General features: G+C 69.1%; 27 protein-coding genes. 6 read left to right on the plus strand and 21 right to left on the minus strand.

The genetic code is table 11. The features are described from left to right. Positions 1-19: 19 nt before the first annotated feature. The 14 genes from IEY94_RS00965 to IEY94_RS01025 form a co-directional block, all read right to left on the minus strand. Positions 20-949 carry a hypothetical protein gene (locus tag IEY94_RS00965; RefSeq protein WP_189168077.1) on the minus strand — a complete coding sequence of 310 codons (930 nt, stop codon included), beginning with the start codon at positions 947-949 and terminating at the stop codon, positions 20-22. Beyond that, entirely contained in the window at positions 946-1434 is a 489-nt protein-coding gene (locus IEY94_RS00970; RefSeq protein ID WP_189168078.1) for a hypothetical protein, read from the minus strand. Before IEY94_RS00970 ends, IEY94_RS00965 begins: the two co-directional genes overlap by 4 nt. Positions 1435-1534: 100 nt before the next feature. Further along, a complete protein-coding gene (locus IEY94_RS00975) occupies positions 1535-2140 on the minus strand; it encodes a hypothetical protein (protein WP_189168079.1) in 606 nt (201 codons plus the stop codon). Positions 2141-2212: 72 nt separating this feature from the next. Further along, the gene (locus tag IEY94_RS00980) at positions 2213-2662 is read right to left on the minus strand and encodes a single-stranded DNA-binding protein (protein WP_189168080.1); all 450 of its coding nucleotides are present in this window, start codon (positions 2660-2662) and stop codon (positions 2213-2215) included. A gap of 78 nt (positions 2663-2740) precedes the next feature. Then, positions 2741-3202 (minus strand): single-stranded DNA-binding protein, encoded by a 462-nt coding sequence (locus IEY94_RS00985; protein WP_189168081.1) that lies wholly within the window; start codon positions 3200-3202, stop codon positions 2741-2743. 1744 nt (positions 3203-4946) lie between these two features. Beyond that, positions 4947-5234 carry a hypothetical protein gene (locus IEY94_RS00990; RefSeq protein WP_189168082.1) on the minus strand — a complete coding sequence of 96 codons (288 nt, stop codon included), beginning with the start codon at positions 5232-5234 and terminating at the stop codon, positions 4947-4949. 2 nt (positions 5235-5236) lie between these two features. Beyond that, entirely contained in the window at positions 5237-5440 is a 204-nt protein-coding gene (locus IEY94_RS00995) for a hypothetical protein (RefSeq protein WP_189168083.1), read from the minus strand. Next, positions 5437-6525, minus strand: coding sequence for a hypothetical protein (locus IEY94_RS01000; RefSeq protein WP_189168084.1), 1089 nt, complete (start codon positions 6523-6525; stop codon positions 5437-5439). The genes IEY94_RS00995 and IEY94_RS01000 overlap by 4 nt, the downstream gene beginning before the upstream one ends. Next, complete coding sequence (locus IEY94_RS01005; protein ID WP_189168085.1) at positions 6522-6941, minus strand: hypothetical protein; 420 nt, start codon at positions 6939-6941, stop codon at positions 6522-6524. The genes IEY94_RS01000 and IEY94_RS01005 overlap by 4 nt, the downstream gene beginning before the upstream one ends. Before the next feature lie 168 nt (positions 6942-7109). After that, positions 7110-7445, minus strand: coding sequence for a DUF5983 family protein (locus IEY94_RS01010; RefSeq protein ID WP_189168086.1), 336 nt, complete (start codon positions 7443-7445; stop codon positions 7110-7112). A gap of 17 nt (positions 7446-7462) precedes the next feature. Then, positions 7463-8152: a hypothetical protein gene (locus tag IEY94_RS01015; RefSeq protein WP_189168087.1), complete on the minus strand. Its 690-nt coding sequence runs from the start codon at positions 8150-8152 to the stop codon at positions 7463-7465. Next, complete coding sequence (locus IEY94_RS23885) at positions 8145-8279, minus strand: hypothetical protein (RefSeq protein ID WP_268244810.1); 135 nt, start codon at positions 8277-8279, stop codon at positions 8145-8147. Before IEY94_RS23885 ends, IEY94_RS01015 begins: the two co-directional genes overlap by 8 nt. Further along, complete coding sequence (locus tag IEY94_RS01020) at positions 8276-8848, minus strand: antirestriction protein ArdA (protein WP_189168088.1); 573 nt, start codon at positions 8846-8848, stop codon at positions 8276-8278. Before IEY94_RS01020 ends, IEY94_RS23885 begins: the two co-directional genes overlap by 4 nt. A gap of 98 nt (positions 8849-8946) precedes the next feature. Continuing rightward, positions 8947-10479 (minus strand): ParB/RepB/Spo0J family partition protein, encoded by a 1533-nt coding sequence (locus IEY94_RS01025; protein ID WP_189168089.1) that lies wholly within the window; start codon positions 10477-10479, stop codon positions 8947-8949. Positions 10480-10863: 384 nt separating this feature from the next. Between IEY94_RS01025 and imuA' the strand changes: the two genes are divergently transcribed. From imuA' to IEY94_RS01055, 6 genes are all read left to right on the plus strand, one after another. Beyond that, a complete protein-coding gene (gene imuA', locus IEY94_RS01030) occupies positions 10864-11640 on the plus strand; it encodes a DnaE2-dependent mutagenesis accessory factor ImuA' (RefSeq protein WP_189168090.1) in 777 nt (258 codons plus the stop codon). A 378-nt stretch (positions 11641-12018) separates the two neighbouring features. Further along, positions 12019-13512 (plus strand): P-loop ATPase, Sll1717 family, encoded by a 1494-nt coding sequence (locus tag IEY94_RS01035; protein ID WP_189168091.1) that lies wholly within the window; start codon positions 12019-12021, stop codon positions 13510-13512. 265 nt (positions 13513-13777) lie between these two features. Next, complete coding sequence (locus IEY94_RS01040; RefSeq protein WP_373291153.1) at positions 13778-15460, plus strand: bifunctional 3'-5' exonuclease/DNA polymerase; 1683 nt, start codon at positions 13778-13780, stop codon at positions 15458-15460. Positions 15461-15694: 234 nt separating this feature from the next. Further along, positions 15695-16480, plus strand: a complete 786-nt coding sequence (locus IEY94_RS01045; protein ID WP_189168093.1) for a class I SAM-dependent methyltransferase — start codon at positions 15695-15697, stop codon at positions 16478-16480. A gap of 109 nt (positions 16481-16589) precedes the next feature. After that, the gene (locus tag IEY94_RS01050; protein WP_229783221.1) at positions 16590-17021 is read left to right on the plus strand and encodes an MmcQ/YjbR family DNA-binding protein; all 432 of its coding nucleotides are present in this window, start codon (positions 16590-16592) and stop codon (positions 17019-17021) included. A gap of 355 nt (positions 17022-17376) precedes the next feature. After that, entirely contained in the window at positions 17377-17763 is a 387-nt protein-coding gene (locus IEY94_RS01055; RefSeq protein WP_189168095.1) for a hypothetical protein, read from the plus strand. Between the two features lie 147 nt (positions 17764-17910). Here the strand turns inward: IEY94_RS01055 and IEY94_RS01060 are convergent, their stop codons facing one another. From IEY94_RS01060 to IEY94_RS01090, 7 genes are all read right to left on the minus strand, one after another. Then, positions 17911-18393, minus strand: coding sequence for an NUDIX domain-containing protein (locus tag IEY94_RS01060; RefSeq protein ID WP_306341578.1), 483 nt, complete (start codon positions 18391-18393; stop codon positions 17911-17913). Next, positions 18390-19121, minus strand: a complete 732-nt coding sequence (locus IEY94_RS01065) for a hypothetical protein (RefSeq protein ID WP_189168096.1) — start codon at positions 19119-19121, stop codon at positions 18390-18392. Before IEY94_RS01065 ends, IEY94_RS01060 begins: the two co-directional genes overlap by 4 nt. 127 nt (positions 19122-19248) lie before the next feature. After that, a complete protein-coding gene (locus tag IEY94_RS01070) occupies positions 19249-19920 on the minus strand; it encodes a hypothetical protein (RefSeq protein ID WP_189168097.1) in 672 nt (223 codons plus the stop codon). A gap of 89 nt (positions 19921-20009) precedes the next feature. Continuing rightward, the gene (locus IEY94_RS01075) at positions 20010-20681 is read right to left on the minus strand and encodes a GGDEF domain-containing protein (RefSeq protein WP_189168098.1); all 672 of its coding nucleotides are present in this window, start codon (positions 20679-20681) and stop codon (positions 20010-20012) included. Between the two features lie 123 nt (positions 20682-20804). Continuing rightward, complete coding sequence (locus IEY94_RS01080; RefSeq protein ID WP_189168099.1) at positions 20805-22100, minus strand: hypothetical protein; 1296 nt, start codon at positions 22098-22100, stop codon at positions 20805-20807. Further along, positions 22097-22720 carry a hypothetical protein gene (locus IEY94_RS01085; RefSeq protein WP_189168100.1) on the minus strand — a complete coding sequence of 208 codons (624 nt, stop codon included), beginning with the start codon at positions 22718-22720 and terminating at the stop codon, positions 22097-22099. Before IEY94_RS01085 ends, IEY94_RS01080 begins: the two co-directional genes overlap by 4 nt. After that, positions 22713-23108, minus strand: a complete 396-nt coding sequence (locus tag IEY94_RS01090) for a hypothetical protein (protein WP_189168101.1) — start codon at positions 23106-23108, stop codon at positions 22713-22715. The genes IEY94_RS01085 and IEY94_RS01090 overlap by 8 nt, the downstream gene beginning before the upstream one ends. Positions 23109-23158: the final 50 nt, after the last annotated feature.

Consider the following 23158-nt stretch of genomic DNA (forward strand, 5'->3'; position numbering starts at 1 on the left):
CACCTCTGGGTGGTGTCGGTCAGCGGGCGATTACGGCGATGCCGCCACCGCCGGGGATGGTGATGGCCAGGAACTCCTGGCGGAACAGGTCGTAGGTCAACCGGGACTGGTCGAGGTACTCCGACCCCATGCCCACCTCGGTCATCGCCTTGGTCCACCCACGCACCGCACACAGGTGCACGGCGAACTCCTCCCGGTTGGCGAACCGACCCGCGTACGCCGGCGGGAACTGCTGCCCGATCGCCGCCGGATCCTGGCACCCGACGGTGACCACCCACTCACCGACGACGGCCGGTGGCGCCCCGGTGAGGTCGGCGGTGCGCTGGATGGCGCACACCACATCCAGGCCGGGATGCCGCAGCACGGTCGCGCCGATGCCGTACCCGGCCGACCGGATCACCCGGACCCGGTCCGAACCGACGAGCCCGCGCACCTGTCCCAGCGCGGTGTCGTAGTCGGCGGACACGCAGGTCCACCACGTCCGGGTCGGGTCCTCGGCGGCAGCGACCCGCACCCACGCCGGCCCGCCGTGCTCAGTCGGCGACTGTGTCACCTGCCGGTGCTCGTAGGCGTCGCGGCGTTCGGCCAGACCGACGATCACGTGATCGGTGACGCGGGCGAGCGCGGTCAGGGCCTTGTCCTGGTGGCGGTGCTGCAACGCCGTGAGTGTGGCGGCCGGGGCGACGGCCTGCCCGCGCAGGGTCAGCCACGCCACCGGCGTGCCATCGCAGGACACCACGTAGGCCGGTAGGTCGCCGCTGCCGGGTTCGCCGTACTGGCGTTCCAACGCCGCGGCCAACTGGGCCGCCGGGGCGGGGTGAAGCTGCCCGGCGGGCACGGTCGTGCCGCCGTAGCGGCCAAGGACATCGACGGCCGACAGCCGAGCCGACCGACAATCGTGGCCGCACTCGACCAGCTTGAACAGCTCGGTGTTGGTCACGGCCCTCACGACACCACCCCCGCACCGGCTCCCGCGTCGGAGCCGGTGTCAGCGGCCGGCGGCACGGCAGTGGCGGCGTTGGTGATGATGTAGTCGGCGAGCGCCTGCCACTGGTCGGGGGTGAGTACGCCGTAGGCGTACGCCTCGTCGACCAGCTCCAGCGACCGCCCCGGACGGCCGGCCTTCCACGCGGTGTCAGAGGCGGTGAACGCGGCCTCGCCCCGGTCGCGCCGCTCGGCGTCCCACTGCGCGTCCGTGCGGTACGGCGTCTGCCACACCTGCCGCTCGGCGGCGACGCGCGAGCGCAGCCACGCCCGCTCATCAGCGGTGGCGTTAACGATCTCGGCGACGTACCGCACACCGTTACCGGTGACGCGCTGGTAGCCGGGCCCGTAACGGTGCAGCGCAAACAGCAACTGCAGTTCGCGGATACGCCGCTGGCGAACGGCGATACCGCCGCCCAGCTCACCGGCTGCGGTGGTTGGTTCGGACATGAGGTGCCTCCTTCATCGGGTGGAAACCAAAACGGGCGCCACCCCGGTCAGGGGTGACGCCCGCGAGCAAGTGACCGCACCGCCGTGGCGGCGCGGCGGCTCAGGTGCAGTCGGTGCCGCAGCCCATGCAGATCAGCAGCCGACCGCCGGCCAGCCACCGCCCCTGGCCGGAGTCGTCGCGGCACGACGCCGGCTGGTAGGGGAAGTCACCGGCCACCGCATACCGGCCGGGCGCGGCCTGCTGGCGACCGTGAACCACGACCGGCTCGCCGGCCAGGGCCACGGCGGCGACCGGCGCCCACACAGCCGTGTCCTCGGCCCGCACCTGCGGTGCGGCCAGTGGGAGGGTGAGGGCGACGGTGAACCACCGCCGCCCAGCTGGCAGCGTGGGCCGCTCGGCCGGCACGGTCGGGCCCGCGCCGTGGCGGGCGTCGCCGGGCGGGAACGCCAGCCGCCACGCGGTGACCACGCCAGAGTCGAACAATGGGCTGAGCAGATCGGCGACCGCCCGGTCGTACGGCTCACCGAACCGGTTCGCCTCCACAGGCAGCAGGACGTGGATCTCCGGTGGACACACCTCGTGGTCGTCGTCGCCGAGGCCGAGGTCGAGTAGGTAGATGCAGGCGTAGTGGTGCGGTTCACCGGCCGGCGCGTGGCAGTCGTCGCACTCCAGCAGATCAGGGTCGACGGTGGGGGTGGCAGACATGGCAGATCTCCTCTGGGCTGAAAAACGGCGCTGGCCCCACCGGAATCCGGTGGGGCCAGCGAAGCGATCGGGTTAGTGGGCGAGTTCGAGGTCGGCGACCCGCTCCGGGTACGCCTGCGAGGCGATGCGCTCACCGTCCGCGGTGACCACGACGTCCCCGCGCCGCTGCGCCGTACGGGTGCCGGAGTGGGCGGGCTGGAACCGCATCGACACCGACACGTTGCGCGCCGACGCCTTCATCGCGGGCAGATCCGAGTCGTTGTCGTAGGCCATCAGGTGCCCGACCTCCACCACCACCTGGTCCCCGCGCACCAGTTCGCCGACCCGGTCGGTGAGCGTCCCCCAGCAGACGATGTCCAGGAACATCGCCTTGCCGTCGACCCACCGGCCCGACTGGTCGCGGTAGCGCTCGCGGTGGACGATCGGGAACTGCACCCACACCGCCCCGGAACGGGTGTGGCCTCGGGTGGGGGACGCGGTGAGCTTGCCTTCGACGATGCAGGTGAACAACGACACGGTCATCAACTCCAAAGACTTCGGTGACTGGTGGAAGGCGGGTGGGGCCGGCCGGGCGGCCGACCCCACCGAAGGGGATGTCGGTTAGGCGGTGGCGAGTTCGGTTAGCTCGGCCGGGCTGTCGGGGACCTGCGCCTCGGTGCCGGCCCACATGTCCTCGTTGTCCGGCGCCACGGTGGTGCGGGGCTTGCGGAGGCTGGCGGCTTCGGCGAACCGCATCGACACCGACACGTTGTTGGCGGTGACCTGCAACTTCGCCGCCGGCTTGCCGCTGGCCTGGACCGTGTAGGCCCAGGCGGACAGGTCGTTGCGGCCATCGACGATCACCGTGTCGCCGCGCTTGAGGCCGGCGACCCGGTCGGCCAGCTCCCGCCAGCAGGTGACCTCGATCCACACCGTCGGCCCGTTCTCCCACTCGCCGGACTTGGCGTCGCGGCGGCGGGTGGAGTGACCGACCGACATCCTGGCTACCGACACCCCGGACGGGGTGACGCGCAGCTCGGGGTCGGCGCCGAGGTTGCCTTCGAAGGTGAGGTTGAACTGCATGAGCGTGCTCCTACCGTGAGTTCTGTGGTGCGGTCCGCTGGTCGGTCACCGGCAGGACGTCGAGGTCTCCTGCGGTGCCAGCGCCGCGCTGATAGGACCGGTCAAGCCCGCCATCGGGCGGGGGCGGCAAGGATCAGCCGAACCAACGATCTTGACGCCGCCGCAGGCGGCACGGGTGTCAAGATGGTTGGCGGCCCTTGCCAAACCCGAACGGGGTGGGCTGACCTTCGGGTCCATCAGCGCGAGTGCTGCGCCCCCGCAGGAACCACACCCCGCCCCTGACCCAACCGAGACGCACACCACCGACGGCCCGCCAGGAGCACCACAGCAGGTCACCGGTCAGCGGCGGGCAACCGGCGCAACCATCAGCACGGGCCACCACCGCAGGCAACCGGCGGCCCAGTCGACCGCACCCCCCGTCGGCCGACAGCCGTGCCGAAAGCTGAGGGCCGGGACGGCCAGGATCGGGCGCCAGTGCGGGATGTGCCGCCGGTGGGCGGTGCGCTGACAGTTATCGACCACCCGCCGACCGGACCTCGCCGACACGAACCACGGCGGCTTGCCCGCGTGTCAGCTCACCGCGACCGCGTCGCACGAAGCGACGCCGAAGTCCGAGCCTGATCCGACCCGCCCCCGGCTCCGGTCAAGGCCCCGGGCCCGGCAACCGGGAATCCGTCGACAACCACCACCGCAACCGCTGGCCGCGCACCCGTACCGGTATCGGCGGGGGCCGGCGCCTGCTACTGGGCCACGCCCTCGTTTCCTGGCGGGCAGCAGCTTGACCTCGGATCGGTAGCCACGGCGGGCCACCGTGCACGCAGCGCAGCGCAGCGCGACGCGGCCGGGCCGGACGGTCGCTGCCGTCACCACGCGACCCAAAGCAACGACGGACATCGCCGTCCACCCGCGCGTAGGCGTGTCCGGCACCGGCCTGGGCAGTCACCCGGGCCTCGATCCGCGCCAACACAATCAACCTGTTGCGGCACGCCGACGGTCTCGGCCCACTCGCTCAAGCCGCGCCGCGTACGGCCTCGGCTCCGAAAGGCAACGCACTCAACAAGACCGGGGTGGCACCGCCGACTACAGCGGTACCACCCCGGCACAACGCCGCGCCGCGACGTAGACCCGGCCCCGCGGTGCAAGGCAGCGCATCCCAGAGGCGGGCGCGCCGCCGCGCTCCGTGGTGCGACACCTCGCAAGGCGGCGGACGTGACGCCGTGGCGGGCCAGATGAACAGCCGTCCAGGTCACGGCTGCCGCCGCCGCGATGCAGGATCGTGACCGATGGACGGCGCACCCGGCGACCGGTTAGCGGCACGAGCGCGCCGCCGCCGGGGTCAAGCCCGAAACAGGCATCCGCTCCGGCCCGGCCCGCCTCCTGGCTAAGCCGGCCGCACAGCTCGCGCGGCTGCACCGAACCCGGGCCGAAACGGCCCGCCCGTGCGAGCGCCCTGCGGCGGTGACGGCAGCAACCGCAACCGCGATGGCACCCGTCCCCATCACCGACGACCCGTCACGCGTCGAACCCGCCGTGCGCGTCGGACCCGCTGTCAGCGGTGCAAGACTCCGCAGCCCGCTCGGCCAACCAGGCGGCCAAACGCGCAGCTGCCATAAAGCCCATCGCCGGGGCGGTACTCCGCAGCCCCCACCTACGGCCCGTGGGGGCTGCGAGCTTCGCTCGGCCCACGCCAATCACCCCGCGCGCGGGGGCCCACGCCGCCACCGACCGCCGCGCGGCCCGCGGGCTACGGCCCACCACCGGGGCCGCTGTGGTCCTCGGCGTCGCGGAATTGTTCGCAGCAGCCCTGGTGAGCGGCCTCGATATCGGCGTGGCACGCCCACCGCTCCCACGCGCTTTGCAGGTTGGAGCGCCACCAGATTTGCGCGGTGGCGAACCGGTGCGCGTGTGTCCGGTACGCCTCAGCGAACTCGCCAGCTCTCAGCGTGTCCCGTTCGCCCTCACCGGCGTCTTGGCGACCCCACACGTAGGAGGCAGCCTCGCGCTCCAACACCTGTAGTGAATCGGTTTCCATCGTCAGCTCCTCACAGCGGGTTTAGGGCGCGGGGTGCAGGTGTGCGTGTCGGCGTCGGCCCGCGCCGCTTCCGGCGTGCGCCATTCGGGGAAGGTGCCGATCCGGCAGCGGGTGCAGGTCCAGCCGTAGCGGGCCGGCTCCTCCCACACCTCCACCACCGGCGTCGATGCCGGCGTGGCGGGCATAGCCTGTTTGCGGAGGGTCATGGGCGGACCTCGTACACCGCGATCAGCAGCTCGGTGACGGTGCGAATCTGCCCGCCGGTGTGGATGACGTCGCCGACCCCCACGCCCGGCATCCGGCGGGCCATCTGCCGCGCCTCGGTCAGACCGGATGCGGTGACGAACTCGACGGTCGGGCAATCGGCCAACGTGGCGCCGGTCCAGCCGTCGGCGGTGCGGTAGGCGTACCCGAACACCCCGACGAACCGCGCCGACCCTGGCGGCCGGACCAGCCCGCGCTGGCACTGGTGGCCGCGGCACGCCGCCCACGCGGCGGTCGCGGTGGCGGTTGCGGCCAGCCATTGCCCGCACCAGCGGGCCACCCACGCCTGCCCCAGCGGCAACCCTGGTGCTGGATGGGTCCAGCCGCACCACTCCGGCGTCACGGTGTACCGGCCGTCGGGGGTGCCATCGCAGTGACGCGGCCGGAGCCCATCGGACCCCGACTGCCCTGAGCCCACGGACTCAGGCTCGTGGCCGTAGCCGCGGCACACCGCGGCGATCTTGCCGCACTGCCTCGCGTGGGCTTCGCGGGCGGACTCGATGGCCTCGGTGATCAGCTGGTGCTCGTGCACCAACCACAACACCTCGTTGAACCCGTCGAGCAAGACCCCGCCGATGCTGGCGACACCTGACGGCCCGTCGTCGCGCTCGACCTCGATGCGGATCATGTAATGCGGTTCCAGCGCCAGCCGCGCATTCTCGACGGCGATCTCGTGCAGCTGCCGTCCGATATCGCGGCGGGCGACGCCGGCATTCCACAGGGCATCACGCGTCGGCGGCGTAGCTGGCCGGAAGTACCGGTACCGACCGTGCTGGTACTCCGGGTTCGGCACCGCGCCGGCGGGGTCGTCGGTGAACTCCCCGAGCCAGGAGATGTCCGGGCAGTCCTCGATCACGGTGGTGATGCTCACCTGCCAGCCGTCGACCTCACCACGCCACCACTCCTGCTCAGCGCACAGGCTGGTAGCCCACGCTGGCACGGTGCTGGCCTCGGTAGCGCGCCGCCACGCCAGCACGGCCCGTACGCCGTCGGCGCGTTCGCGCCGGTACAGCTGCAGGCGGTTCACCGCTGGCTCCCGACGGTGGTGCCGGTGTACTCCCAGCCGTCGGCGGCGCTGTAGCCGGGAAGCTGGCGGATCATCTTGCGGCGCAGCGCGTCGCAGAACCGCCACGCCTGGCTGGTCTCCCGGCCGGGGTGTTCACACGCCTGGTAGTCGAAGCAGTCGATCGCCTTGAGCACCACCAGCGGCCCCGGCACCGGCACCCGCGTCCACCGGTACCCGGTCGGCCGTTCCGGCTCGTCGTTCGGGTACCGGTAGTTGATGCTCGCGGCGTTCTCCGCCAGCAGCATCGCGCCGACCGCGTCAGCCGTATCGGGGCGGGCCCACTGCAGGTCGGACATGCTGCGCGGCTGACTGCTGTCGGTGGCGGTAGCGAACCAGCGCAGCTGGTCGTCGGTGCGGGTACCGATTGCGGCAGACACCAGCAGATCAATGTGCCTTGTCCCCACCATGAACGCCGACATAGAGCATCTCTCCAATCCCAGAAACGAAAAGGGCCCGCAACCCTCGGGTGGGGTTGCGGGCATGACAAAGGCCGCCCACCTCGGGCGGCCCACAAGCGTTGAAACGGTTCTCTGTGCGGCGTCGGTCTACGGCTGCATCAGCGGCTCGGGGTAGACGGCCAGGCCGGGGACCGGCTCGGCGTCGGAGTCCAGCAGCACGTAGTCACAACCCAGCTCGCGCGCGTACCGCTGCAGGGCCAGCACGTCGGCGCGAACGCCGGGATAGTCGGTGGCGTAGGCGTCGGGGTCGGCCGGCACCCACAGCAGGAACCCGTACTCGCGGGCGTCAGCGACTACTCCGGTCACCGCCGTCAGTCCGGTGGTGGGGTGCCGCAGCGGCGGCGGGAGGTGCTCGGTGCTGGCGTCGAGCATGCGGATGATCCGCGGGCCGTCCTCGCTAGCGGCAGGGTCGGGTGTGGACATGCGGTGGTCCCTCGCTTTCATGTGATGGTGGTGAACGTGGCCGGCTGGCCGCAGACCGGACAGGCCAGCCAAACGCTGTCGGGATCGAGGTCGCCGTAGGCGTCGACCTCCACCCGCAGTAGCTCGTTGAAACCGACCGCGACCAGATGGTCGAGGTCGGCGGTGATCCGGTGCCGGTCGCCGTCGTAGTCGAGCTGGTGGCCGCTCGGGCAGGTGCCGACAGCGCGGGTGAAGTCGTTAACCGCCGATTCGCTCACCCCGACCCGCACTCGCCACACCTCGGGCGAGCAGAGGCGACCGAACCGGTCCGCGTAGACGATCACCAGCTCCCCGGCGGTGGTGTGCGCCCACACGAACCCGGCGGCTTCCTCGGCCAGCAGGCTCGCCGAGGTCTGGGTGGACAGGGCCCACGGCTCACCCTCGCCGTACGCGCCGGACACTTGGTCCTCACCGAAGCGTGCGGTCAGCCAGGCGTTCAGTTCCTCGGAGCCGGCCCAGCCGAGCCCACCGAGGCCGGCGTTCTCGACAATCCACCCCTGGGCGTGATCAGTCAGGTCGTCGTCGCTGTCGGCGATCGTGGCCAGCCACCGGGCCAGCGGCACCTGTACGAAGTACCCCCGATGCCGGCCGTCACCGCTGGGATGGACGGTGATGTCCAGTTGCCGGCCGGCGTCGGCCGGCTGCGTGCCTGCATCCTTGTCACTCACTGGTGACCACCTCGATGATCAGGGCCAGGGTCCGGGCGCTTCGGATACAGCTGGGCGGGCAGTGGGTCGCGAGCCGGTGGTGGTGCTGCTGGCACCAGCCGGAGGCGAGCAGGTCAGCGCCGCTCATTGCTCGTGGAACACGTCGACCGCCCCGCCGACAACGCGGTGGGACCAGTACCGGGTGGAGAACAGATCCGTGGTGGCTGCGGGCCAGTCGATGTGCCCGAACGGCCACGGCATCGCCGCCAGCGCCTTGCCGTGTTCCTCGTCAGCCTGGTCCCTGGCGAATGCTTCCTCGCTGTCGAACAGTCCTATGTACCCCTGCCGCCACTGCTGTATATGGGTGTCGGTCAGGGTCGTGGCGGTGGTGTCGGTGTGGGTAATCCAGGCTGCCAGCGCGTGCCGCTGCTCGGTGGCCAGGTCGGCGATGAGGGCCGCGACGCGGGCGCCGGTGGCCGGTGCGAACTCGCCGGTCAGGACACCGTCGAAGTGTTCGTGGTCCAGGCACCAGATCTCCTCATGCTCATCGACCTGGTGGTAGCGGCCGACGTCGCGGACCTGCTGGTTGAAGGTGGTCATGTCGGTCGGTGCGGTGGTGGCGGTGAACCAGGCGCCGGGTAGGAAACCGTCGTTGTAGCAGCCCAGACACCCCACCCACACCCGCGGCACAGCGCCGACAGCGCACTGCTCACTCATAGAAAACTCCCTAGACGGGTCGTGCCTGGCACGGCGTGTTGGGGTCGTGCCAGGCACGAAAAGACGAACACCAGCCCGTGACCGGGCCGAATGGTGATTCAGGCCGTGATCACGGCGGGGGTGTCGATGTCGTCCAAGCTCGACAGGTCATCGGGCACCCCCACCGCATCCGCGTCCGCGGCGGTGTCGGCTTCCTCGGTCAGCTCCTCGCCGTCCTCGCCCAGTTCAGCGCCGTCCTCATCACCAGGAACGACCTCCACGGCCTCGGCCGCCTCGCCGTCGTCGTCCTGGTCGTCGGGGTGCTGCGACAACTCGGCGTGCAACTGCGCTTCGGCGTCGCTGAGCTGGTAACCGACGCCGGTGAGCACGTTCAGGTACGCCAACCCCTGCGCCTCGTTCGCCGAGTACGTGTACTGGTCCTCGTACCGCCGCAGGTTGGTCTCGCACGCCCCGACCCAGCGGGCCACCAGCATCCGATTCAACCGGTCCGCCCCGGCCGTCTCGGCGGCCGGGTGCAGCGCCGCACCGGCCAACGCGGCGACCAGGTCATTCTCGTTGCCGCCGACGGTCAGCAGCCGCGGCGCCAGCACCGCCAACCGCACCGCCTCCACCAGCACCTTCTTCGCCCCACGCGCCGAGCCGAACGCCTCACGGACGAACTGCTCCCGCACCCCGGCAGCCACAGTCAGCGCCTCCCGCTGCGCCGCCTGCGCGGCCTCACGCTCGGCCTTCTCCGGATCGGCCTGCGCGGCCTCCACATCACGGGCCCTGCGGTAACCCCAATCGGCCGGATCGGTGCAAACGATCTCGACTTTCGGCGCGGTGCTGCTGTTGACGATGATCGCCGCGAACCCCGGCTTGGTCTTGACCTGCTCGGGGTCCAGCCGCACACCGTCGGCGTCGACCAGATCCCGGGCCGCGGTCATCGTGTGGGTGCCATAGCCCCAGCCCTGCGGAGTCGGGACTACCTTGACTCGGTCGAGCACCAGCTGGGCCTTCATTTGGGCGACCGTGTCCCTGCGCTCACGCTTGGCCTTCTCATCAGCGATGGCGTGCTTGAGGCCCCAGCCGTGCCCCCCACGCCGGAGTAGCCGCTCGATCGTCTTGTCGTCGTCAGCGAACTCCTCCAACTGGGCGGCGTCCTCCAACGTCAGCACACCCCGGTCGGCGGCCTGACGGGCTCGCGCCGGCAGCTTCGTCAGACTCACGGCCGCCTTCACCTGCTCCACCGGACGGCCCGTCACGGCGGTGATCTGCTCCGGGGTCCAGTCCAACAGCAGCAGCTGGGCGTAGGCATCGGCGTGCTCGGACTCGGTCAGGTCCACCCGGGCGCTGTTCTCACCCAGCATCCGCACGATCCGCACCGCAGCGTCACTGTCCGGGGCGATCAGGCACGGCACCGTCGCCAAGTCCTCCGCCAGGGCCGCTTTGCGGCGCCGGTGGCCGATCTCGATGGTGTAGGTCTGCGACTGCCCGTCAGCGCACTGGTCGGCGATCACGACCAGCGGCTGCAAAATGCCGACGGCGCGGACGGATGCCCGCAGATCCTCAACATCGCCCTCGTCGTGGCGCAGGTTCGTCTCGTTAGGCACCAGCAGCCGCGGATCGACGTGGTGAATGGTCCAACTCATGAGGTTCCCTCCCGATAGGTGAAGCCCACCTGCGCTACCGGTGCCGGCGCGTTGGCCGGGGTGTCGCGTGGCGGGCTGGCGAGAAGGGCACGACGGCCGACACGGACGCCGGCCGGCAAGGGAAACAGCCGGAACATCTTGGCGTAGCCAAGATGTTCCGGCCCCTTGCCGGACCAGGACGAGTCGGCCACAGTGACCCGCCAGCCCACCCCGACACCCGGCACACCGGCACCCCGCGGGCCAGCAAACGTTTCCAACCTCGGCCCGACGGCACCCCGCTACCGGTACGGTCACTAAGATCAATTCGTACAGGTGTTCTACTCCACTTCCCCGGAGTTGAGCGCGTGGCGGTTCCCGCTGCGCCGGTAAAGGGGAGGTCAACGGATGGGTGATGCGCTGTCGTCGGGACCGACGGCGGTCAACACCGCCGACCCAGCCGCGATCTCCCGTGCACTGCAAGCGGTCACCGAGGCGGCCAGCAGCCACCGGCAACTGGCCTCGGTGACACGGCCGGTCACCACAGCGTCAGCGGCGACGTCGGCGGGTACCGACGCGGTGCTGCCGCTGCATCCAATCCTGCGAGAGCTGTGCCCATGGCCCGGCGGGCTACGACGTGGCGCAACATTGGCCGTCACCGGCTCCCGGACACTGCTCTGGGCGGTCCTGGCGTCGATCGTCGCCACCGGCCAGTGGGCCGCGGTCGTCGGTGACCCCAGCCTAGGAATGGTCGCCGCCGCAGAGCACGGCCTGCCGCTGGACCGCCTGGCCATCGTGGCCGACCCCGGCCCAGACTGGCCCAGCGTGGTCGCGCAACTGCTCGATGGACTACCAGTGGTGGCCGTCAACACCACCGGCCCGGTCTCCGCCTCCACCGCCCGCGCGCTCAGCGCGCGAGCCCGCCGAGCCGGCAGCCTCCTCATCCCCATGAACGCGCAGTGGCCCGGCTGGGACCTCACCCTGACCGCGACCGGCAAAACCTGGCACGGGCTAAAAGCCGGACGCGGACGACTGCGTCAGCTGAAAGACCGTAGCGGCCACCGGACGCGGCGCCCCAGCCGCAGCAGACACCATCACCATCACCATGCCGCTGCCGCTGCCGCTGCCGACGGGAGACCGAAAGGTCGGACAGCCGGTTACGGCGGCCGATCAAACCAGCCCTGAGCGTCGTACCGCGTGAGGGGCCGCAGGGGCGGGACCCATCGCGGCAAGAGAGTGCACAGCCGGCGCAGCGCGACGGAAGGCTGGGGTCGCCTCAGCTCATCCAAACACGGCAGACATCAACAAGCCGGAGTCCGCGGTTGATGTAGTGGGGTCGGAGGCGCCAGGGCGTTTTACGGAGTGTGTCGGACGACCGTCGCCCGATCGGTCTGCCGGGATTGAGTCTGCCTGTCGGCCAAGTGGGCAGACTTAGCGCCGAAAGTCGAAAGCGGCATCGATCGTGGCTCAGATCTAGTATGGATGTATGTAGGCAGCGCCGAAAATTTTACCCATTGGTCCCGCCCGGCTGCTATCCGTCAAGCCTCACGCGCCGAGGTGCCTATGAGACCCGCGTACCGTGACCTCTATTTCGGCAAGAGTGACGCGCGGAACGAGGTGAGCGAAGACCAATCGTCTTTCCTAAAAAGCTACGTTGATCTCAGCGAAGCATCATCTGAACTTGTTTGCGGTAGAAAGTTCCTGGTTCTAGGCCCAAAGGGAACTGGGAAATCCGCACTTGCGTGGTATCTGCAGGCAACCGAGAATGAGGGCAGTCACCTCGTGCTGGTCAAGGATGCCACAACGCTGCCTTTGTCAGAAGTCCCTCGCGTGCAAACGGGACAAGTTGCTGGGCCCGAGCGCACAGTTGTGGCTTGGAAGTTCATTATTCTCTGCAACTATTTAGAGCTTCTGTTGAGAGATACAGATTGCGATCTTCAATTCAGTAAGGAAGTCCAAAGAGTATCCAAGCTGTTGCGAGACTTCGGCTTCATGGGGGACGCGGCTGGGCGTGCTCTATTAAAGGCATCCAGCACCACGGTAGAGATACCCATTCCAAAGCTTGGCACTATATATAGGCGAGAGAGCAAGCCGTACCTCAATATCTACAACCTGGTTCCTTACCTGGAGGATTGGTTGTCCTCGGCACAGTCGTCCTCACGCCACCTACTAGTCGTGGATGGTCTAGACTCTATCTTTCTCAACGATGAAAAGTATGACGAGAGTCTGTCTTCTCTAGTGCAGGCGGCATACTCCGTGAATCAGCGATTGATGTCCTCCAAAGCCTCAGGCAGCGTCGTTCTCTTGGTGCGTAACGATGCATTCTCCCGGATTTCGCTGTCACTTCCCGATTCTCAAAAGATGCGCGATGACCTATCGTTTGACCTCGACTGGAGGGTGTTGTCGGGAGCCGCTGGGGTGAATGCGCCACTGATTAGATTGGCCAACCAGAAGGCCGCGAAGGCGCTCGAAATCGATTCCGTACATGTCTTGGACTACTTCCCGAAACGAATCGAGGTAGGCCAGCGCCGAAATGGCCGCAGCCGATCATTTTCTACCCTCCAGTACCTTTTGAATATGACGCGACATACTCCGAGAGACCTGCTCCGCCTATTTGAAGAAATCCGAAAGGTTGAGTCTTCGGAGATCTACGGCAACGGCAACCCGCGAGGAGAGTTGCGCCAAGACGTCATCCGAGAAGGGGTGCTGCAATACTCAACAAAGTACTTCGTGGGCGCCATATCGAACGAGTTCGTGGGATTTGAAGGTGGTCCGGAAAGCGCATCTGTTGCGCTTTCAGCCCTCAAGAAAGTTGACAAGCAGGAGTTTGACGCCGACGAGTTTGAAGTAGCCCTCAAGGAGTTGGACGGGGCGACCGTGCCGGCGACCAGACTACTAAGTCTGCTGTTCTATGCCGGAGCTATAGGGAACCGGGTCGCAGGTAAGACGGAGAGCTACATGCACTTCTACCATCGCCGTGATGATTCGGAGGTGTACTTGAAAGGAGCCTTTGTTCTGCACAATGCCCTAGTTCACGCGTGGAATATTCATCGATAAGGTCTCGGCATACAATTGGCGTGGCTTCAAGCAATGTTAGTGCAACGCCGCCGCGCTGGGTCGCCATCTGCACGGCCGGGGGTACTCATCTCGGCACGAGCGGACGTGTAGATCCAGCAAGACCATGTAGCCGTCTCGTGTCGCACCGGTCGCTGTGGCGCAACATTGGTAGGCCATGAGCATTCGGAGGCCGAGTTCTGGCACGACATCTCACAGTACCTGCCGTTGGGGTGGCGGTGTCGCACCTGGCGGGGAGGATCACCGGGTGTTGATCGCGGTGAGGTCCGACGGGTCCGGTGGTGGTGAGTTGTGTCCGCTGGGGTCTGGCGGCGCCGGTGCCGGGCCGCCGGCTGCTGTGGCCGATCTTGCGGCGGCGGTAGCCGGGTGGGAGGCGCGTGCTACGCCGCGCTGGCTATGGGCGTCGGCCACCGAGGTGGTGCCGGGTCTGCTGCGGGCCGGGGTCCGGGTCGGTCGGTGTCACGATATGCAGTTGGTCGAGGGGCTGCTGCTGGCGTATGAGGGTCGGTGGGGTGAGCCGTGTTCGGCGGCTGCGGTGGTCGCCCGCCGCGATAGGCGTCCCGTACCGGCCGATCCGCCGGTGCGGCTCGCTGAACCGCCGGGTGGTGGGCAGTCGGCGCTGTTCACGCCTGTATTGGCCGAGTCGTCGTTGCGGGATGTCGTCGATGGGTACGCCGAACAAGTCGCCCGGCTAGCCGCCATGCCGGAGTCGGGCCGGCTGCGGCTGCTGATGGCCGCGGAGTCGGCCGGCGCACTCGTGGCAGCGGAGATGGGTCATGAGGGGCTGCCATGGCGGGTTGACGTTCACCGGGATCTATTGGCGGATCTGCTCGGCGCGCCGTCGCCGGTTGGTGGGCCACCGGCTCGGCTGGTCGAGCTGAGTGCCCAGATCGCGGCGGCGTTCGGGGTGCGCGCTCTGCGCCCTGAGCGGCCGGCCGAAGTGCTGCGCGCATTTGCGCGTGTCGGTGTCACTTTGCCTAACACCCGGTCATGGGTGCTGCGAGGCGTTGATCATCCTGCTGTGCCGCTGTTGCTGGATTTCAAGGAGCGGTACCGGATCTGGACCGCGCATGGCTGGTCCTGGATCGACGCGTGGGTACACGAGGGCCGGTTCCGGCCGGAGTACGTACCGGCCGGGGTGGTCTCGGGGCGGTGGGCCACCCGCGGCGGAGGAGCGCTGCAAATCCCGCGCGTGATCCGCCGGGCGGTGGTCGCCGACCCGGGCTGGAAGCTGGTCGTCGCCGACGCAGGGCAGTTGGAGCCGCGGATCCTGGCCGCGATCTCCGGCGACCAACGACTGGCCTCGGCCGGCGCTGCCGGGGACCTGTACGCGGCACTGGCCGCCGAGGCGTTCGGCGGGGACCGGGCGAAGGCGAAGGTGGCGCTGCTGGGTGCAATGTACGGGCAGACCGGTGGCGCAGCCCTACCCGCTCTGGCCGCGCTGCGCCGCAGCTACCCGGTGGCATGGGAGTTCGTGGAGGCAGCGGCGCGCACTGGGGAGAGCGGTGGCCTGGTCCGCTCCTGGCTCGGCCGAACCTGCCCACCAGTGTCGGCCGACGCGGCGGATCTGCTCGGCGAGGGCTTGGGGGAGCCGGCAGGTTCGGCCGGGCCGGAGTCCAACAGTGCGACCGCACGGGCTCGGGCCCGGGGCAGGTTCACCCGTAACTTCGTCGTCCAGGCCACCGCCGCGGAATGGGCGCTCACCCTGTTGGCGACGCTGCGCACGTCCTTGTGGGGAATGCGGGCCCGGCTGGTGTTCTTCCAACACGACGAGGTCGTCGTCCACTGCCCAGCCGACGAAGCGCCTACGGTCGCAGCGGCGATCACGGCTGCGGGGCAGCAGGCGTCGGCGCTGTTGTTCGGCGCGACGCCGGTACGGTTCCCCACCGACATCCAGGTCGTCGACTGCTACGCCGACGCCGCGCACTGACCGACACGACAGGCCGGCATGACGGCCCGGAACGACCGCGCCGAGCCAGCTATAGACTTGACCTGGTTCCCAGGACTCTGGGCTCAGCGTCATTTGTACGTCTGACGCCAATCAACTCGTTGACCTCAGTATCCGCTCCCAGCCCAACGAGGCGTGCTGCGAGGGTGAAACAACGGGGCAGTCCATTCAAGCCGCCTGCGCCAGCCCCCGGTCCTGACCGCTAACGTGGCTGCGATGATTCCTGATCCCGTAGCGCACAACCGGGCCGCCTGGGACCAGCAGGTCGCCGAAGGCAACGAGTGGTCCCGGCCGGTCTCCTCCGAGACGATCACCAAAGCGCGCGCGGGTGACTGGTCGGTGGTGCTCATCGGCTACCAGCCCGTCGACCGATCCTGGTTCCCCAACCTCGCGGGCGCAGACGTGCTGTGCCTGGCCTCCGGCGGCGGCCAACAGGGCCCGACGCTCGCCGCGGCCGGCGCGCGGGTCACCGTCTTCGACAACTCCCCGCGCCAGCTCGAACAAGACACGATGGTCGCCGACCGCGACGGCCTGGATTTGCGGACGGTTCTCGGTGACATGCGTGACCTGTCGGTCTTCGCCGACGCCTCCTTCGACCTGGTCTTCCACCCGGTCTCGAACCTGTTCGTCCCCGAACTGCCTCCGGTGTGGCGAGAATGCAGCCGGGTGCTGCGCCCCGGCGGGACGCTGCTGTCCGGTTTCCTCAACCCCGACGTCTACCTGTTCGACCACGAGGCCATGGACAAGCGCGGCGAACTGGTGGTCCACCACCGGCTGCCCTACAGCGACCTCACCCACGTCCCCGCCGAGGAACGCGCACGCCTGTGGGGTACGGACGCGCCGCTGGAGTACAGCCACACCCTCGCCGGACAGATCGGCGGCCAGCTCGCCGCCGGTTTGGTGATCACCGGGTTCGAGGAGGCGCCACACCATGCTGACGCCACCGCCGGCTGGCTGCCCGGCTACTTCGCCACCCGGGCCGTCAAACCCCATCAACACTGAGCTGCCTCCACCGCACCGCTCACAGCGCCGCAGCCCCACCCGCGGCAGCGGCTCGACACGGTGACCGCGTATGCCCGCACGTCGAGGGGTCCGTTCCTACCATGTAGAGGTGACCGATGACGGGAGTCGGCCCGCTCGGGTCGGGGACGTGCACGAGCTGGCGCTGGACATGCCACACGTCACCGTCGAGTGCGCCAGCGGCGACAACCCGGTCTACCAGGTGGGCGGCAAGTCGTTCGTCTTCTTCCGCAACCCGCGACCGGACGCGATCGACCCCGCAACCGGCGAACGGTATACGGATGTGATCGTCTTCTGGGTGCCGTCCGAGGCGGACAAGCAGGCACTGGTCCAAGATGAGGCGTCGCCGTTCTTCACCACCGCGCACTTCAACGGCCACCCCTCGGTTCTGCTGCGGGCCGCCCGAGTCGGGGAGCTGACTCAGGCGGAGCTGGCAGAGGTGGTCCAAGACGCGTGGCTGTCGCGCGCGTCAGGACGCCGAGCGGCAGCATGGCTCAGCGAGCACCCGCCGACCCGATCATGAGCGGCTGCGGCCAGGGGCATCGACCGCGCTGATGTACATGAGCCAGTAGAGATCGTGCGGCACCGGTGGGCTGGGTTGCCGTACGGGCTGCCCGGGGCGGATCGGCGCTTGAGGTCACAGTTGTGACCCACCCACCCGCTTGAGTGCAAGGGCCGCACCAACGACTGCGCGCCGCCGCTCCCAACAGCGGGGAGACGCAACGCGCGTTACCGGCTCCGCGAACTCGTTCGTGCTTGCCCCCTTGCACCCATCCAGGCGAGCGGGTCCTGGCCTACGACCGTCACCGCGATCCACACCCCGGCAGCCAACCTCGGCAAACCCGGGCAGGTCGCACCCACCGACGGGAGGCCCGCTCATGATCACCATCAGCATCGACGCCACCATCACCGGCACCCCCACCACCGCAACCGACGGCACCGTGGTCCTGCGCGCCCTACATTTCCGCACCCCCGGCCCGGCATTGGCCCTGACGATCACCTGCACCGGCCGGCTCGCCGACACCGCCGCCGGCCTACGCACCGGCGATCGGATCATCGTCAGCGCGGTCACCGCCAACGCCACCACCATCAACGGACGACCCGCACTGGACATCACCGCCGGCGACCTGACAGTGACCCACCGCGCCTACGCCGGTCGCCACCGCCAGACCGCCACATCGGCAGCCGCGACTGCCGATGTGGAAGCTCACGGCCGATACCTGGCCTGGCACGGTGTCGTCTGCAGCCCGCAGCCCAGGCGATAGCCGACAGGGGTGGGGCGCCTTTGCGGCGTCTCACCCCTCTCGGGCCTACCGTGGAACAGCACCGGGACCAGTCACTTTGCGTCGCGGACCCCCACGAAGGTGGGTGGCCCCGGTTCGGGCCACCCACTTTGCCAATGGAGCGTCTAGTCAGGCTCGCGGGTATCCGTTGTGCAGGTAGACCGTCGTCGTGGCGGCTGCTGCTTGCAGCGCCGCCGCCACGCGGCGGGCCAGCAGCGGCGACAACCGCTGCGTAGCCTCACCCTGGTCGCACCAGGCCCACGAGCGAAGCTCATCGGCGGCCAACCGGATACTGTTCTCCTGTTCAGGGGTGAGCTGGCCGCCGTCGAAGAGGAACATCATTCCCTCGGTACGGCCATCACGCGGCGGTACCCAGTCCACCGTCAAGAGCCGGCCGGGCTGAACCAGCAGACCCAGTTCCTCCTTGATCTCCCGGACGGCGGCATCTAACGGCGCCTCATCGGCGTCCACCGCACCCCCGGGAATCTCCCAGTCCTCCTTGTAGGTGGGCTCCACAATCAACACCCGCCCAGCGGCGTCGTGGAAAACGACGCCTGCGCCCATCCGTTTGCGAGCCAGGGTGGCCGTGTAGTCGGCTGGAGTCTGAGTCACTTCTGCAGCGTATGCCGGCCGGACAAACCGGCACGTGCGCGTCCTCTAGGCGGTCGACGCCGTGGGCAGCGGCAGGGTGCCGGTCGTTTGCGATCCCGGTAGCGCATGACGGTGTTTGCCGGGAACCGCCGTCCGACGACGGTGAATCCTGCCTGCTGGTAGCGGGCGACGAGTTTGGCGTGCGCCGTGGTGATCTCCACCGTGTGGCCGCCTTGTCGTGCCCAAGTGACGAAGTGGTTCAGCAGGTGCGCGCCGAAGCCGTTTCCGGTGGAGACGAAGTCGTGCCCGAACCAGAACGGGCCGTCGGGGCCGTGTCTGCGGCGAGCCATCAGCAGCGCCATCTGCCCTTGTGGGCCGGTGGCCAGCAGGAGCCGCCGGTCCGTGCGGTGCCCGGCGGTCCACAGCACCGGGAACTGGACGAGCGTCGCCACGACGACGGCGAACGCTTCGGCCGTCACACCCGCGAAGACCACAGCTACGGCGAGGGCGGTGCCCACCGGGAGTACGTTGGTGGCGGCCCACCAGAATGCCAGGACCAGACCGACGAACAGGAAGTATACGCTGGCCCACCTCGGCCGGTGCAGCACCCACAAGGTGCGGCGGGCGAGCAGCCGCCACATCGCCACCTGCAGGGTTCTGTCGGACGGCCACCCGGACCGGATAACCACCGCCGGCCCGTCACCCTCGGGCGTGGTGACCCCAGTGGCATCCGGCCATGACTTCGACATTCGTTGATCTTCCAGGAGCGTGTCGGGCAGGTCAGCGTCCGAGTCGTCGGTTCAGGCAGCCGTGCGGACAGCAGGGGTGACCCGGGTGGGCGGCGCCGGTTCTACCGACCCGCCCACCCACCGACTGTTAGGGATTGACCTTGCAGCGCAGGAGTTGCCCGTACCCGGGCGCAGGTTGGCGCCCGTAGAACTGATCTACCAGTTCGCCGGCATCGGAAGGCGGCTGGGCGGGGAGTCCGTGTTTGGCGGCGTGCTCGGGCCAGCGGGTGCGAGCCATCAGCTCCTTGGCGGCCATAGCGGCGTCGTGGGTGGCGTAAACGTCCCAGGTGATGGCGCCGTCGCCGACGCTGTTGCCGAGCAGGAACACCTCGGCTGCGGCGGTCCGCGTTGCTGGGTCGACGATGGTGCAGTACCCGATTGGGATCTTGGGCCAGTACCGTCCGCTATTGCCGCCGAGGCGGGCGAGGGCGACGTGGTCGCCCTTGTCGCGTAGGACGACAAAGAGCTGTTCGGGGGGCTGGTTCCAGCCGGGTCCGGCGACGGTGACCAGCACGCCGGCTTCGACCGGGGGGCGGGGCTGCTCGGCTGCCGACTTCAGCGCGGCGTCGACTTTCTCGCGTGGTGCGGGCTGGAATGCCGCTTTGTCACTGCGCAGGGTGGCGCCGGTGGCGATGTTCTCGACGGTGAGGGTGACCTTGTTGACCCGTAGGACCCGGTAGACGGCTTCGCGTTGGGCGGCGGTGGCGCAGCGGGGGTCGAGGATGACGTAGTCATCGCGGTAGAAGCTGTGTTCGGTCATGCGCTTGTTCTCCTTCTGGTGGTGATGGTGTTGTGGTGGCGTCCCGTAGCGGCGCGACGGCCGTCCGGGCCGCCACCGGCGTATCGGGGTTATGGCTGGGTGGTGGTGCGGCGGTCGCGTTGCCGGACGCTCGGCCGCTCCGGCACCGTGTCGGCGATGTCGTCGGTGTCGGGTTGGTGCCATGCCATGCCGCTTTGCTGGGTCTTGGCCTGGTACATGGCGGCGTCGGCGCGGTGGAGCAGCAGTTGGGGGGTGGCTTGCGGGTCAGCTGCGGTGATACCGACGCTCAGTCCCGGGACGCTGGTCCAGCCTTGGCGGCCGAGGAACACCGGTTTGCTCAGCACCCGCCGGGCCGCGTCAGCGACGACGTCTTGCACTTGCTGGGTGCTGGTCTGGTCGATGAGCAGGGCGAACTCGTCACCGCCCAGCCGCGCTGCCACTCGGATGCCGGGGGTAGCGGTGAGGCGTCGGGCGACTTCGGCGATGACGTCGTCGCCGGCGCCGTGTCCGAAACGGTCGTTGATGCCTTTGAACCCGTCGAGGTCCAGCACCGCGACCGCGATGGGCTCGCCGGCGGCCACCGCCTGGCGCATGCGGGTCCGCAGGTGCCGGCGGTTGGGCAGCCCGGTCAGCGCGTCGTGGTGGGCCTGGTGCAGCGCCTCCCGCAGCTGCCGGCGCAGGCTGGTGATCGGGATGACCGCCAACGCGAGTCCGGTCAGGAAACCAACGGTGGCAATGAGAATGAATTGGGCAGTTAACATTTATGGGCTCCTCTCAGTCAGGAGCGCCAGGGCGGTCGTAGCTGCCAGGCTTGACGGCCGCCCTGGGCCAACAACAAACCCCGCGACCGAGCCGGTCACGGGACACAGACGGGGCGCCGGTACTCAGCGCCGCGGCGGCGGTGGTGGGGTTGGTGTGTGGAGGACCCGCACGGTGGTGGTCGCCGCGATCGGCGCGTCGCCCGGCCCCCGCAGGTAGGGGTGGATGTAGACGGGGCGGCGTAGGGCGCGGCGGGGGCCGTAGGGCTGCTGGCGCCAGAACCCCGACACCCACCGTCGCACCGACACCGCCGCTCCCACGCCACGCTGCGAGGGCACCGGCGGCCCGTCGGGGCGGCGGGTGCCGGCGACCCGCACAATCCGCACCTCGGGCGCCGGCCGGCCAGCACGGGCGTGGGCGCGGCGCACCTTCTTGTCCAGCGGTGCCGGGGCCTGCTCAGCGGCGCGCTGCGCGATCAGCAGCAGGGTGACGGTCAGTACGGCCATCGGCCCGTCGGCCGCCCCGACAGGGGTGTTGGTGTCGGCATGGTGGTGGCTGGTGGGTACGAGCCACCCGATCTGTTCCCGCACCTGTTGCAGCGGCTTGGGGTCCAGGCCGGTGCCGACCGACCGGTAGAACACCACCTTCCACCCGTCACGTTCCGTGCTGGTCCAGGACGCGGCGACGGTCGACCGGCTGTCGATCGCTGCGGCCCACACCAGCAGGCCGTGCGCCGCCGGCAGCAACTCGGACGTGAGGGCGGTGTCCGGCAGGGCGATAGCGGCGTGGGAAGCCAGGCTGGTGAATTCGCCGTCGACCCACCACAGTCCGCACTGCCCGACACCTGCGGTCACTACCGGCCGGGCCGCCTGCGGCAGCGGTGGAATGCCAGCGTCGGAGGCCAGTAGTCGGGTGAGTGCGTCGCGGGCCTTGGGCAGCCCGACCGCCGCCGGCGGGCCTGGTGGCCATGGGACGTCGGTGACCAGCGTCCGTTCATGGGTGAGGCCGGCGACCACCGCGGTCTGGATCGCCGCCAACGCTCGCACCGACACCGGATCGTCAAATGGCATCGTTGCGGCGACGTGGTCGAGTAGGCCGGAGGTGTCGCGGGTGTTCAGGAACTGGTCGCAGGTGATGCACGCCAACCACTTGTCCCCGAACTGCTGGACGAGTTCCTGACCGTCACCGGTGAGGATTGCGGCGACCTGGTCGAGTGTCGCCCTCTCCCACATTGGCCGTGGATCACTGCACAGGTCGCAGCGCCAGTCGACGTCGGTGACTTCGGCCGCCGGGGCGGGGTCGGGTTCGTGGCTGTAGCCGCCGAGCCGTGCGGGGTGAAGGTAGTCGGTGCTGCCGGCCGGATCGGTCAACACGTTGAGGACAACGCCGCAGGTCCTACACGCCATGATCGGCGGACTCACGACCCCACCTGCCCTTCCTCGGGCAGCAGGGCCTTCAAGGCGGCGAGTCGCCGGCCGTTGGTGTTCAGGCTGGCCTGTGCTTGGTCGCGGCGCTGCACCGCTGCGGGGATCAGGTTGGTTTCCAGGTCGGCGATCTGCTGCGGGGCCAGGTGCGCCAGCGCCGCCCGCCACAGCGCTGGCAAGTCGTCGCGCGATGCCCAATGCCGGCGCAACTGAATGATGATCGCCGCGGTGAGCTGCGCCGTGGCCGGAGGCGCATCGCTGGGTGCGCCCAGGGCGCCGATCCGCTGCGGGGCGAGCAGGGCACCGTCCAGCCGCGCCTGCGGGTCGGCGATAACCTGTCCACCGCCGAATAGCAGGATCCGCCTGACAAGTGGCGCGTCCTGCAACCGCCGGTACCGGTGGTAGGCGGGGTGCTGGTCGGGGTCGTGCCCGTACTGCACGAAAACCCACCCCGACGCGGCGGCGCCGTCGGCGTCGGGGATCGGCACGAACGTGAACGACCCCGCCACGCCGCGACCTCGCACCTGGTAGCGGACCCGGCCTGTGGCAGTACAGACGTGGGTGAGGACTTCGCCCGGACTCCCGCCCGGGAGCGTGATGGTGAAGATGTCACCCATGGTTGATCCCCCCGAACGGGGTCTCGGCGTCTACCCGGATCTGCTGGTCGGGGTCGGTGGCCACACTCAGGTGCAGGCCCCGCTGGGTGACCGCGAGGGTGACGATCTGTTCGCCGTCGAGGTGGATGCGGGCGGTGGGGATGCCGTACCGGTCGTGGGTCACGTCGGCTTCCAGGCAGGGCATGTCGTTGATGTACGGGCGGCCGGTATCGCGCACGATCCGCATGACGGCCTCGCCGATGTCGCTGCTGCTGTCGGCGTTGTTGATGACCGCGCAGATCTGATCCACCACCCGGCAGTCAGCATCGGTCGGCGGCACGGATGGGGTGGAGTTGGTGTTCGACAAGGGGAACCCCCAGAAATGGGAAAGGCCCGGCGGCACCGACACCGCGAAAGGGATCGCGGGGCGGTACCGCCGGGCCAGGCGGACGAACAGGG

Source organism: Pilimelia anulata (assembly GCF_014647895.1).
Taxonomy (GTDB): domain Bacteria; phylum Actinomycetota; class Actinomycetes; order Mycobacteriales; family Micromonosporaceae; genus Pilimelia; species Pilimelia anulata.